The organism is Bacillus sp. MT94 (genome assembly GCF_058792475.1).
Genome location: NZ_JBXAEZ010000004.1, coordinates 216,319 through 229,262, shown reverse-complemented (window position 1 = coordinate 229,262; position 12,944 = coordinate 216,319). Strand labels below are relative to the sequence as shown.

Genomic DNA, 12,944 nt, shown 5'->3' with positions numbered 1-12,944 from the left:
GCTGCTTCTTTCATATTCAGGAAGGCGAAAGGACTAAGGCAATGAGAATAAATACAGTGTTATTTGATTTAGATGGAACTTTAATTAATACAAACGAACTTATTATTTCTTCTTTTTTACATACTTTAAATACGTATTATCCAAATCAATATAAGCGTGAAGATGTGTTGCCATTTATCGGTCCATCTTTGCATGATACTTTCAGTAAGATTGATGAAAGTAAGGTTGAAGAGATGATTACAAGTTATCGCGAATTTAACCATGATCATCATGATGAATTAGTAGAAGAATATGAAACTGTATATGAAACAGTTCGAGAGTTGAAGAAGCAAGGTTATAAAGTTGGTATTGTTACAACGAAAGCGAGACAAACCGTTGAGATGGGATTACAGTTGTCAAAGCTTGATGAATTTTTTGATGTTGTCGTGACAATTGATGATGTAGAGCATGTGAAACCACATCCAGAGCCACTTCAAAAAGCGCTTGAATTATTAGATGCAAAACCAGAAGAGGCATTGATGGTTGGAGATAATCATCATGATATTGTCGGTGGTCAAAATGCGGGGACGAAAACAGCTGCGGTTTCATGGACGCTGAAAGGTAGAGCGTATTTAGAGGCTTACAAGCCGGACTTTATGCTAGATAAAATGAGTGATTTGCTACCGATTTTGTCTAATATGAACCGTTCATAAAGGTCCAAGTAAGTTAGTAGAGGAGCGAGCTAAGTGCGACGGACAACGCGCTATCCTGTTTCAGGAGAAAATTCATTATGGAATGTGTATAAAACAGTGTCTTTTTGGAAGGTAATGAAAAACTTTATTATTATCCAAATTGCGCGTTACACGCCAGTTTTATCTGTGAAGAATTGGTTGTACCGCACTTTTTTACGGATGAAAGTAGGAAAGAAAACATCATTTGCGCTTATGGTAATGCCGGATATTATGTTCCCGGAAAAGATAACTGTGGGAGAGAATTCGATTATTGGCTATAACACAACGCTTTTAGCGCATGAATATTTAATTCGTGAATATCGACTTGGGGAAATCGTCATTGGAAATGAAGTGATGATTGGAGCGAATGTAACAATATTACCAGGTGTGAAAATTGGAGACGGTGCGACTGTCTCAGCTGGCACACTTGTTCATAGAGATGTACCGAGCGGTGCTTTCGTAGGTGGAAATCCAATGCGTATTATTTATACGAAAGAGCAAATGACCGCAAGAGAAGGTTCATGGTGAAAATGTAACATTTCTCCTCTTTTTTTATGAATAAAAAGGAAATAATTGAGTATAATATACTGTTTTGTTTTTTACGGAATCGTTTATACTTATAGATAGAAGAATGTGTGAGCGAAGAAAACAAAAAACTGGAGGATATATGGGGAAAAATCAAAGGATATATAAGGAGAACGGACAAGTTATCTCTTTTAATCAATTAGCGGACTTCTTTTATAAAAAAGGGATGAGAGCTTACAAAGGGCAAAAATTGCAAGATGCAATTAAATATTTTCGAAGAGCGGCACAAAGTGAGAAGGAGCCGTTTATTTTATGTCAATTAGCAACAGTATTATCTGAGGCTGGTGAATATCAAGAGTCGAACCAAATCTTCTTAAAGTTAGTTAGATCTAATCCAGAACTTGAACAGTGCTATTATTTTATTGCAAATAATTATGCATATATGGGGTTATTTCAACAGGCGAAGAAATATGCGGATCGTTATTTAGAAGTTGCAAAAGAGAAGGAATTCGTAGAAGATACATTAGAACTTCTTGAGATTATGGAAGAAGAAGCAATGGGTGCGGAAGAGATTGAAGATGAAGATGATTTAATTGTTATGCAGGAAGAAGCGAATCGTTATATTCGTAATGGACAATTGGAAGAAGCAATTGCTACATTAGAAATTGTTACGAAAGATTATCCGGAATTTTGGTCAGGTCATAATAATTTAGCCATTGCACATTTTCAATCGGGTAATGTAGACAAAGCACTGAAGTTAACAGAAATGATTTTAGAGAAAAATCCTGGTAATATACATGCGCTTTGTAATACGCTTATTTTTCTATATTCAATTGGAGAGCATAAACAAGTAGAAGCGTTAGCGGGACAGCTAGTTTCGGTATATCCGATTTCATTTGAACATCGTTTGAAACTGGGAACTACACTTGCAACAATTGGTTATTTCGAGCATGCATATAAATGGTTCAAACTATTAAAGCGTCAAGGGTACGAAGGAGACGTTAGTTTTTATTATTGGTTTGCATATTCTGCGTATATGGTGAAAGATCAGCAACTAGCTGAAAAAATGTGGCAACATGTCGTGGAATTGCATCCTGATAAAAAGGGAAAAGAACCGTGGAATGCGCTGAATTTAGCAGATGAAGGACAAAACGTGTTATTTGAAGAATTACGAAAATCATTTCAGCAAAGTGCGACGCTAGAAGAACAAATGCTAGCTTTATATTTAATGAATGAATTGTCAACGCCGGAGAAGGTTGGATTCTTCTTTGATATAACGCAAGCGAAGAACGGTGTTCCCATCGTATCGCAACTTGCAAAGTACTTCTTTTTACTTAATAGTCATAAGAGTATTCCAGCTGATTTACAACAATTTGAGCAGTGCGCGAGAATCGCGGATGCCTTATACAATTATACGAAAAAAGATGATGAATTAATTGAAGAGTGTTTACACTTTTGGTTTTGTACGTTCATACGTTTATATACATCTGGAGACATATTTACAAATGTGTACGGCTGGTCAGCTGCGATTGAATACATTGTACGCGGCGAACAAGGAAATAAAATGACACAGTCGGAGCTTGGAGATGTATATAATGTATCTGTAGCGACTGTCCGAAAGTATGTGCAAGCTGTTAAGCGTACGCACACATAAGATAAGCAAATCATTGGGAAAAAAATGATGCTAACAGTATAATGAGGGTAACTTAATTGTGTAGGAATGGATAGGAGTGAATAGTGTGTCAGAAGAAAAAATTTATGATGTCGTTATTATTGGTGCAGGACCAGCTGGTATGACAGCTGCAGTATATACATCTCGTGCAAATTTAAGCACATTAATGCTTGAGCGTGGTATTCCAGGTGGCCAAATGGCAAACACGGAAGATGTAGAAAACTACCCAGGTTATGAGTCTATTTTAGGACCAGACTTATCAAATAAAATGTTCGAGCATGCGAAGAAATTTGGTGCTGAATATGCATACGGTGATGTGAAAGAAGTCATCGATGGTAAAGAATACAAAACAATTATTGCTGGTAAAAAAGAATATAAAGCACGTGCAATTATCGTTGCAAGCGGTGCAGAGTATAAAAAAATTGGTGTACCGGGTGAAACAGAACTTGGCGGCCGTGGTGTATCATATTGTGCAGTATGTGATGGGGCATTCTTTAAAGGAAAAGAACTTATCGTAATTGGCGGTGGAGATTCTGCTGTTGAAGAGGGTGTGTTCTTAACGCGCTTCGCATCAAAAGTAACGATCGTTCACCGTCGTGACACGCTTCGTGCACAGAAAATTTTACAAGACCGTGCTTTCCAAAATGAAAAAGTAGATTTCATTTGGAACCACACTATAAAAGAAATTAACGAAGCAAGCGGTAAAGTAGGAAGTGTAACACTTGTAGACGTAAACAGTGGAGAAGAGAAAGAAGTCAAAACTGACGGCGTATTCGTATACATCGGTATGTTACCATTATCAAAACCATTTGTTGAACTAGGTATTACAAATGAAAATGGTTACCTTGAAACGAACGAACGTATGGAAACTAAAATCCCTGGTATTTTCGCAGCTGGTGATGTTCGTGAAAAAATGCTTCGTCAAATTGTAACAGCAACAGGTGACGGTAGTATTGCAGCACAAAGTGCACAACATTACGTAGAAGAATTATTAGAGGAATTAAAAACTGTATCAGAAAAATAAGGGATAATATACCTTGTGAGAAGAAAGCTACCGACAGGAGCTTTCTTCTTTTTTTGTGTGAAAATGTCAAAGTATTGTCAAAAAATATAAGGATTATAAGCTTTCTTATTGATATACTGGACTTTACGGAAAAAATCACTATAAGAAATGAGGAATTTATTCAGTATGGAATGGCGTAATATATATCGTGGATTTTGTATGGGCGTTAGTGATTTAATTCCTGGTGTGAGCGGCGGTACAATCGCTGTTGTGTTAGGGATTTATGAACAATTGCTTGCGGCAATTAGTGGATTCTTTAGTCGTGAATGGAAAAAACATTTAGGGTTTTTAATTCCACTTGCAGCTGGTGTGGCAGCAGCGTTTTTAACGTTAAGTCATGTTATTAAATATTTACTTGCAAATCATTATGAACCGACTCAATTTTTCTTCCTCGGTTTAATTATTAGTATATTACCGATGTTAATGAGAGAAGCTGATGCAAAGTCGTCGTTTAAAGGTAAGCACATTGTTTTATTAATAGTTGCAGCAATTCTTGTTGCGATCACAGCTTTCTTTAAACCAGATAAGGCAGCAGATCCAATTACGACGTTAACAATTTTAAATGCAATTGGTTTATTTTTCGCAGGATGGATGGCTAGTATGGCTATGCTACTTCCTGGGATTAGTGGATCGTTTATTTTATTAATTATTGGTGTGTATCCAACAGCAATTAACGCTTTAACTACACTTAACTTACCTTTAATCGTGGTTATCGGTGCTGGTGTTATGGTTGGATTTGTTGTAAGTAGTAAAGGCATTAGTTTTTTATTAGATCGTTATAAAAGTATGACATTTGCGGCAATTATTGGACTAGTTATCGGTTCGATTGTAATTGTGTTCCCTGGTATTCCAACCGGCGGATTTTCAATTATAAGTTCAATTATTACCTTTATTTTAGGATTTGCGATTGTTACTTATTTCGGTAAGAAATAAGGGCTTTAATCCCCTTGGCGATAAAAATCGTTAAGGGGATTTTTCATGCTATTCATTAAAAGTCTAAGCATTTACATTGCTTGTTATGGAAAGCTTTTTTAAAATTGTTGAGTAGCATATGCTTAGCGAAAGAGGACTGGCTCCTTCGTTGTAGCAAACTGTTTTTGATAGTATAATGAAAGAAGTATGCAGTGAGAAATTTTACTGCAAGTAGCTGAGGTGAAGAAACATGCAAAGAGTGACAAACTGTGTGTTAATTAGAGATAATGAAGTACTCTTACTCCAAAAACCTCGCCGAAATTGGTGGGTTGCACCAGGCGGGAAAATGGAGCGTGGTGAGACTGTAAGAGATTCCGTTGTTCGCGAATATCGCGAAGAAACAGGTATTTATTTGAAAAACCCAGCGTTAAAGGGGGTCTTCACCTTTGTCATCCAAGAAGGTGATAAAGTTGTTTCTGAATGGATGATGTTCTCCTTTTTAGCGACAGATTTTGCAGGAGAAAACAAACTAGAGAGCGAAGAAGGCATCATTGGTTGGCATACATTTGATAAAATTGATGATTTAGCAATGGCGCCAGGAGATTATCACATTATTGATTATTTAATTAAAGGAAATGGCATAATCTACGGTACATTTGTATATACCCCAGATTTTGAGTTGCTTTCATATCGATTAGATCCGAGTTAAACCGTCAAGGAGAGGATACAATGACAGAGAATAATGATATAAAAATGGTAATTATTACAGGGATGTCTGGAGCTGGAAAAACAGTAGCTTTACAAAGTTTTGAAGATTTAGGATATTTTTGTGTAGATAATTTACCACCGATGTTATTGCCAAAGTTTATTGAGCTTATGGCGGATTCAAAAGGGAAAATGAATAAAGTGGCACTTGGCATTGATTTACGTGGCCGCGAGTTTTTCGAACATTTATGGGGAGCACTTGATGATTTATCAGAACGTACATGGATTATTCCTCATATTTTATTTTTAGATGCGAAAGATAGTACGCTTGTAACTCGTTATAAAGAAACGAGACGTTCGCATCCACTTGCACCAACTGGTTTGCCGTTAAAGGGAATCGAAGCAGAGCGCAATTTATTAACAGATATGAAGGCACGAGCAAATATTGTGCTTGATACATCGGATTTAAAACCGAAAGAATTACGTGAAAAAATTGTTCACTTGTTCTCAACAGAAACTGAGCAAGCATTTCGTGTAAATGTTATGTCATTTGGATTTAAGTACGGTATTCCAATTGATGCAGATTTAGTATTTGATGTTCGTTTTTTACCAAATCCATATTACATTCCACATATGAAGCCATTAACAGGACTAGATGAAGAAGTTTCTTCGTATGTACTGAAATTTAATGAGACACATAAGTTTTTAGAGAAGTTGACGGATCTGATTACTTTCATGCTGCCTCATTATAAAAGAGAAGGCAAAAGTCAACTTGTAATTGCAATTGGATGTACAGGTGGACAGCATCGTTCTGTTACGCTTACAGAATACCTTGGGAAACATTTGAAACCAGAGTATAGTGTTCATGTATCTCATCGTGATGTGGAGAAGAGAAAGGGCCATTAAGGGATGAAAAAAGAGAGAAAGCCTAAAATTGTCATCATGGGAGGCGGAACTGGACTCTCTGTTTTATTAAGAGGATTAAAGCAATATCCTGTTGATATTACAGCAGTTGTTACAATTGCTGATGATGGTGGCAGTTCGGGTCGATTACGTGATGAGCTAGAAATTCCACCTCCAGGTGACATCCGTAACGTACTTGTTGCGTTATCGGATGTAGAGCCACTGGTGGAAGCTTTATTTCAGCACCGTTTCACAACAGGAGACGGACTGAAAGGTCATGCGTTAGGAAATCTATTGTTGGCAGGTATGACCTCGATTACAGGAGACTTTTTCCATGCAATTACGGAAACAAGTAAAGTATTAAATGTCAGAGGACGTGTATTACCAGCAGCGAATCAAAGTGCGGTACTTCATGCGGAACTTGAAGATGGGGAAATTGTAACAGGTGAATCAAAGATTCCTTATTACGGAAAGAAGATTAATCGTGTCTTTTTAACTCCAGAAGATGTAGAGCCATTGCATGAAACATTGGCTGAGATTAAACGAGCTGATTTACTTGTTTTCGGCCCAGGAAGTTTGTATACGAGTATATTACCCAACTTAGTTGTTAACAAAATTGGGGACGCTGTTCTTGCTGCAAAGGCGAAGAAGGTATATGTATGTAACGTTATGACACAAGCGGGTGAAACGATGGGATATACTGCTTTTGATCATGTGCAGGCGTTACACGATCATTTAGGGCAACCATTTATTAATACTGCAATTGTAAATAACCGTGAGATTCCTTGTGAATTACGTAAGTTATATGAGGAAGAAATGTCTACACCAGTTGTAGTGGATGAAGAACGTTTTGCTGAAAATAATATTGATGTTATTCAAGAGGGATTAGCGAAGTATGATGATCGTGTTGTAAGGCATGATACGTTAAAGTTAGCTTCGATTTTATATTCATTGTTATAAATGTGCGTTGCCTCGTTTGAGGTGGCGCTCCTCATTCATATAGGACAAGAATTTTGTTCCATAATAATCGTATAAGGAGGTGTTGACTGTGTCATTTGCATCAGAAACAAAGAAAGAGTTGACGAATCTTGAAGTGAAAGAATGCTGTGAGAAAGCAGAATTATCGGCGTTACTTCGAATGAACGGATCGCTTTCTTTTTCAAACCGTCGTCTATCTATCGATATTCAAACAGAAAATGCGGCAATTGCAAGAAGGATTTATACGCTTTTGAAAAAAGGATATGATGTGACGGTAGAATTACTTGTTCGTAAAAAAATGCGATTGAAGAAAAATAATGTATATATCGTAAGGCTTGTTGAAAAGTCTCGCGAAATATTAGCCGATCTTCATATCGTTCGAGATGACTTTTCATTTATTCGAAATATATCACAAGAATTGATTGAGAAGAAGTGTTGTAAACGATCGTATTTACGCGGTGCATTTTTAGCAGGTGGTTCAGTAAATAACCCAGAAACATCATCTTATCATTTAGAGATCTTTTCGTTATATAAGGAACATAATGATGCTATATGTGAACTGATGAACGGATTTGATTTAAATAGTAAGACGTTGGAAAGAAGAAAAGGGTACATTACGTATTTGAAAGAAGCGGAGAAAATTACGGAATTTTTAAATATTATTGGTGCTCATAATGCACTTTTAAGGTTTGAAGATATTCGAATCGTACGTGATATGCGTAATTCCGTAAATCGTTTAGTGAACTGCGAAACAGCTAATTTAAATAAAACAATTGGTGCAGCGCTAAGGCAGATTGAAAATATCCGCTATATTGATGAGACGGTTGGTCTTGATATATTGCCAGATAAACTACAAGAGATTGCGCAACTACGAAGAGATTATCAAGATGTAACATTGAAAGAGTTAGGTGAGATGGTATCCGGGGGGAAAATTAGTAAATCGGGTATTAATCATCGTTTGCGTAAAATCGATGAAATTGCAGAGAAATTACGCGCGGGGGAAACGGTAGCAAAAAAATAAGAGGTTAAAGGGGAAATGGAGCTGTGGTTCAAAAACGAGTTCAGGTTTCATTAAAAAACGGTTTACAAGCACGTCCGGCTGCGTTGTTTGTACAAGAGGCAAATCGCTTTCATGCAGATATCTTTATTGAGAAAGATGGAAAGACAGTAAATGCAAAGAGCATAATGGGGATTATGAGCTTAGCAATTGGAACTGGAAGCATGATAACAATTACAACAGAAGGTTCAGATGCAGAAGAGGCTTTAGAAGCATTAGCTGCATATGTACAATAAAGAGCTATCGCGTATATGCGATAGTTTTTTTGTTTTGTTGTTTGTGCGGATTAGCGGGGAGGGGTATTTAGCTGGTTTGTCCTTGTCGGAGATTGTCGGTAAATCGATATGTTGTGTCGAACCGTTGATATATTAAAAAAATCGTTGATATAATTTGAGTTTTGTTCGATATAATTGAAAAATCGTTGATATATTTAGAGGGATACTGGATGGGGTATGTGAGCGGGGAACAATATATAAAAGAAGCGCCCAATTATAGGGCGCTTCCACTTTTAGTTATATCTAGCTCCAGCGGCTAGAATCTCCGGTTGTTTCGCCCCTTCATTCGAGGCAAAAAGCGCCTCGGAATCAGGGGCTCCATCGCCCTGCGATTCTAAACGAGCCGCTTTCGCTTTTAAGTATTAACGATTTGTAAAGATCTTATCGATTAAACCGTATTCTAAAGCTTTTTCTGCTGTCATGAAGTTGTCGCGGTCTGTGTCGCGTTGTAGTACTTCAAGTGGTTGACCAGTGCGGTCAGCAAGAATTTGGTTTAGTTTTTCACGTAAGAATAGGATACGTTTTGCAGCGATTTCGATTTCAGTCGCTTGACCTTGTGCTCCACCAAGTGGTTGGTGAATCATTACTTCACTGTTTGGAAGTGCATAACGTTTTCCTTTTTCACCTGCTGCAAGTAAGAATGCACCCATAGATGCAGCCATACCGATACAGATTGTTGATACTTGTGGTTTAATAAACTGCATTGTATCATAGATTGCCATACCCGCTGTGATAGAACCACCAGGGCTGTTGATGTAGATGTGAATATCTTTTTCTGGATCTTGAGATTCCAAGAATAAAAGCTGGGAAACGATTGAGTTAGCTACGTTGTCATCAATTGCACTACCAAGCATAATGATGCGGTCTTTTAATAGTCGAGAGTAAATATCGTAAGCGCGTTCTCCACGATTTGTTTGTTCAATTACTGTAGGAATTAAATTCATCTGTTATTTCCTCCTTATAAAGCTTTCTTAGTCTTATAATACAATTATGGTCAATAAAGGTCAAACGAAACCACTTTAAATCAAAAAAATATGTAGTTGTATCATGAAATATTCGCTATGTTTTCGAAATTCCCTGCTTATGTATCTTCAACATCATAACCGAATTACATAAATTTAAACGTTATGAAAACTGGAGAAAAAAGAAAAGAACGCCTTTTAACTGAAGCGTTCTTTCGATAATTAGTCTTTTAAAAGATAGGTTACTTTATTTAAAATCTTTTCAATTTGTTTCGCGTTTTTACTATACATTTCGCTTGCTGATTTCGACTTTGTTTCTAGGGAAAATAGTTCAAGATCAGCATGACATTTTTTTAAAGATGCTAATAATAAAGGTTTGTTTTGAGGAGAAGGCATTTGGAGTTTGTCATTGTAAATGTCGATAGTAAGTTGTCCGTATGAATCCACTTGACCGAGGAAGACATTTTCAATAACAACACCGAGTTTTTCTAATTCTGAATGTAGCCAAGCGCGGTTATGTCCGCTTGCTGAAAGAGGTTCATCTAGTACATTTCCATCCATAATAACAGTTTGTGGTTCTTTCTCGTTTGGTACTTTTAAACCGATGTCTTTTGCTGTAAGTGGCTGGGAATCTTTCTTTAATAATACATTTAATTCTCCGCTCGGTTCTAAGACAGCAAATTCGACTTCAGCTACGCTGAACGCACTTTTTCCGCGGAGAAGTTCCAGTAATTCGTCACTCGTATATTTTTCTTTCTTTAAGTTATCTTCGAGTATCTTTCCGTCTTTTATTAATACGGTAGATTTCCCTTCAAAGAAGTCCCGAGCTGTTTTGTTCTTTAAAGAGAGGATTCCTGTTAAAAAAGGTACCACAGCGAAAATGAGTATCGCAAAGACGCCGTGAAAAAATTTTGAATCGAGCCCTGTAGATACTTGGGCAGCGATGTCACCAATCGTCATTCCGGCTATGTATTCAAAAAAGGAAAGCTGAGAGATTTGTCTTTTGCCTAACCATTTCGTAATAGCGAATAAAATAATTAATATGAATACAGAGCGAAGAATGACAAGTGTCCATTCCGGCAGGTGAGACATAGTCGTTTCCTCCAGTCTACTTAAAACCCTTTATATTGAGGTTCTTCACGTTCTAATACTGAAATTCTATCCTTTAAATCAGCGATGACGCTGTCCATTTCTAACATACATTCATGAAATACGCGTTTTGATTCTTCGTCTTGTGAATTTAATGAAAGGGAGCTTAAACTTGCTTGAGCGCCCCTTACACTAGCAAGGCAAGTTTTTACGCTAGCGATAACAGTCATATAAACACCTCTTATCCTTTCGGTTTGAATAACAATGCTCCAATGAAGCCGAAAATAATAGCCGCTGATACACCGGCGCTCGTTACTTTAAACATGCCGGTAATAACGCCAACGATGCCATGTTTTGCAGCTTCTTCCATTGCGCCATGAACGAGGGCATTACCAAAGCTTGTAATAGGTACAGTTGCCCCGGCTCCAGCGAAATCAATTAATGGCTCATACAAATTAAATCCATCTAATATAGCTCCAGCAACAACGAGTGTTGCCATTGTATGAGCAGGTGTTAGTTTGCCGACATCAAACATAAGTTGGCCGATTACACATATAAGTCCGCCAATGACGAAAGCCCAGAAAAAAATCATTGCGTTGCACCTCCAAATTCAATCGAAACGGCGTGAGCGATACACGGAATCGTTTCTTCTTGTTGGAATGTAAGTGGAGATAGTAAAGCGCCTGTCGCAACGACAAGTATTTTTTTGAACTCTCCTCTTTTCATTCGGTTTAATAAATGACCGTATACGACTGTTGCGGAACATCCAGGTCCGCTAGCACCAGCTATGACAGGTTGTCCTTCTCTATAAATGATAATTCCGCAATCTTGAAATTGTTCGCTCGTTACTTTCGTTCCGTGTTTATGTAGTAAGTCATAAGCAATTTCGCGTCCTACATGTCCGAGATCGCCTGTTACGATTAAATCGTAGTAAGAGGCATCAATTTGACGTTCACGTAAATGGGCTTCAATTGTATCAACTGCAGCTGGAGCCATTGCGCCTCCCATATTAAATGGATCCGTTAATCCCATATCAACCACTCGGCCGATTGTTGCAGAGGTTACTCTTGGACCGTGTCCAGTATCGCTTAAAATAGCGGCTCCTGCTCCGGTTACTGTCCACTGTGCAGTAGGCGGCTTTTGTCCACCGTATTCGGTAGGGTAGCGGAACTGTTTTTCTACAGCTGTATTATGGCTTGAAGCTCCAGTTAATAAATATTTTGCACCTTTTGCATTTACGATACTTGCCCCAAGTGCTAAACCTTCCATAGAAGTAGAGCAAGCCCCGAATAATCCGAGATAAGGAGTCCCAAGTGTGCGGCAAGCAAAGCTTGTTGGAGTAATTTGATTAATTAAATCTCCTGCGAGTACGAATTGAATATCATCTTTACGAAGCTCTGCTTTTTCAGTAGCGCGACTACAAGCTTCTTCGAATAAAATCTTATGTGCTTTTTCATAGGAATCTTGTCCGAGCCATAAATCTTCATGAAGGATATCGAAGTCTTCTGGGATGTTCCCCTTTGCTTCAAATGGTCCACCGACAACCCCTGTTGAGATAATGACTGGTTTGTTTTCAAATACCCACGTTCGGTGTCCTTGTAACATTTATAGCCCTCCCCATTGAACGAGAATAGTTTTAATAAGTGCGATGACGAAAGCGGAAAATACACCAAATAAAATAACAGAACCAGCTAGTTTAAACATATTGCCGCCAACGCCAAGGACAAATCCTTCCGTTCGATGCTCAATACATGCGGCAATAACAGAGTTACCAAATCCAGTAACAGGTACAGCTGTACCAGCACCGGCAAACTGTCCAAAACGATCGTATATACCAAATCCAGTTAGTAACATGGAGATGAAAATGAGCGTTGCGACTGTTGGATTGCCTGCTGAGCGTTCAGTGAAATCAAAATATGTGATGTAAAAAGTAGAAATGAGTTGTCCGATGAAGCAAATAAAACCACCGACGAAAAAGGCTTTTATACAATTTTTTAAGACAGGTCGTTTCGGTTCGCGTTCTTGTTCGAATTTTTTATACTCCTGTTGTACAGGGGTTAAGTTTTTATCTTTACTAGACATTGCAATCCTTC

General features: G+C 37.8%; 16 protein-coding genes. 10 read left to right on the top strand and 6 right to left on the bottom strand.

The features are described 5' to 3' along the window. Positions 1-41 precede the first annotated feature (41 nt). The 10 genes from ppaX to AC1Q51_RS16340 all read left to right on the top strand — a co-directional run bounded on the left by ppaX (position 42) and on the right by AC1Q51_RS16340 (position 8,761). A complete protein-coding gene (gene ppaX / locus AC1Q51_RS16385) occupies positions 42-692 on the top strand; it encodes a pyrophosphatase PpaX (RefSeq protein WP_001222403.1) in 651 nt (216 codons plus the stop codon). Positions 693-725: 33 nt separating this feature from the next. Further along, the gene (locus AC1Q51_RS16380; protein ID WP_075717075.1) at positions 726-1,238 is read left to right on the top strand and encodes an acyltransferase; all 513 of its coding nucleotides are present in this window, start codon (positions 726-728) and stop codon (positions 1,236-1,238) included. Positions 1,239-1,377: 139 nt separating this feature from the next. Continuing rightward, positions 1,378-2,889, top strand: a complete 1,512-nt coding sequence (locus tag AC1Q51_RS16375; RefSeq protein ID WP_000517723.1) for a tetratricopeptide repeat protein — start codon at positions 1,378-1,380, stop codon at positions 2,887-2,889. An 85-nt stretch (positions 2,890-2,974) separates the two neighbouring features. Beyond that, complete coding sequence (gene trxB, locus AC1Q51_RS16370; RefSeq protein WP_001288078.1) at positions 2,975-3,931, top strand: thioredoxin-disulfide reductase; 957 nt, start codon at positions 2,975-2,977, stop codon at positions 3,929-3,931. Between the two features lie 165 nt (positions 3,932-4,096). Then, the gene (locus AC1Q51_RS16365) at positions 4,097-4,903 is read left to right on the top strand and encodes a DUF368 domain-containing protein (RefSeq protein WP_000455196.1); all 807 of its coding nucleotides are present in this window, start codon (positions 4,097-4,099) and stop codon (positions 4,901-4,903) included. 229 nt (positions 4,904-5,132) lie between these two features. Next, complete coding sequence (locus AC1Q51_RS16360; RefSeq protein WP_001190080.1) at positions 5,133-5,591, top strand: NUDIX hydrolase; 459 nt, start codon at positions 5,133-5,135, stop codon at positions 5,589-5,591. A gap of 20 nt (positions 5,592-5,611) precedes the next feature. Next, the gene (rapZ, locus tag AC1Q51_RS16355) at positions 5,612-6,493 is read left to right on the top strand and encodes an RNase adapter RapZ (protein ID WP_000138459.1); all 882 of its coding nucleotides are present in this window, start codon (positions 5,612-5,614) and stop codon (positions 6,491-6,493) included. Positions 6,494-6,496: 3 nt separating this feature from the next. Beyond that, the gene (locus AC1Q51_RS16350; RefSeq protein WP_000712187.1) at positions 6,497-7,450 is read left to right on the top strand and encodes a gluconeogenesis factor YvcK family protein; all 954 of its coding nucleotides are present in this window, start codon (positions 6,497-6,499) and stop codon (positions 7,448-7,450) included. 88 nt (positions 7,451-7,538) lie between these two features. After that, positions 7,539-8,489, top strand: a complete 951-nt coding sequence (gene whiA, locus AC1Q51_RS16345) for a DNA-binding protein WhiA (protein WP_000006566.1) — start codon at positions 7,539-7,541, stop codon at positions 8,487-8,489. 23 nt (positions 8,490-8,512) lie between these two features. Further along, positions 8,513-8,761 (top strand): HPr family phosphocarrier protein, encoded by a 249-nt coding sequence (locus tag AC1Q51_RS16340; protein ID WP_000250307.1) that lies wholly within the window; start codon positions 8,513-8,515, stop codon positions 8,759-8,761. Between the two features lie 401 nt (positions 8,762-9,162). Here the strand turns inward: AC1Q51_RS16340 and clpP are convergent, their stop codons facing one another. The 6 genes from clpP to spoVAC form a co-directional block, all read right to left on the bottom strand. Further along, positions 9,163-9,744 carry an ATP-dependent Clp endopeptidase proteolytic subunit ClpP gene (clpP, locus tag AC1Q51_RS16335; protein ID WP_001049162.1) on the bottom strand — a complete coding sequence of 194 codons (582 nt, stop codon included), beginning with the start codon at positions 9,742-9,744 and terminating at the stop codon, positions 9,163-9,165. Positions 9,745-9,984: 240 nt separating this feature from the next. Further along, positions 9,985-10,854: a DUF421 domain-containing protein gene (locus AC1Q51_RS16330; RefSeq protein ID WP_000018924.1), complete on the bottom strand. Its 870-nt coding sequence runs from the start codon at positions 10,852-10,854 to the stop codon at positions 9,985-9,987. A gap of 20 nt (positions 10,855-10,874) precedes the next feature. After that, positions 10,875-11,081, bottom strand: a complete 207-nt coding sequence (locus AC1Q51_RS16325) for a DUF1657 domain-containing protein (RefSeq protein ID WP_000215909.1) — start codon at positions 11,079-11,081, stop codon at positions 10,875-10,877. 11 nt (positions 11,082-11,092) lie between these two features. Next, the gene (spoVAE, locus tag AC1Q51_RS16320) at positions 11,093-11,443 is read right to left on the bottom strand and encodes a stage V sporulation protein AE (protein ID WP_000575919.1); all 351 of its coding nucleotides are present in this window, start codon (positions 11,441-11,443) and stop codon (positions 11,093-11,095) included. Further along, a complete protein-coding gene (gene spoVAD, locus AC1Q51_RS16315) occupies positions 11,440-12,456 on the bottom strand; it encodes a stage V sporulation protein AD (protein ID WP_000938972.1) in 1,017 nt (338 codons plus the stop codon). Before spoVAD ends, spoVAE begins: the two co-directional genes overlap by 4 nt. Continuing rightward, positions 12,457-12,933: a stage V sporulation protein AC gene (spoVAC, locus tag AC1Q51_RS16310; protein ID WP_000095399.1), complete on the bottom strand. Its 477-nt coding sequence runs from the start codon at positions 12,931-12,933 to the stop codon at positions 12,457-12,459. It abuts the gene before it with no gap. Positions 12,934-12,944 lie beyond the last annotated feature (11 nt).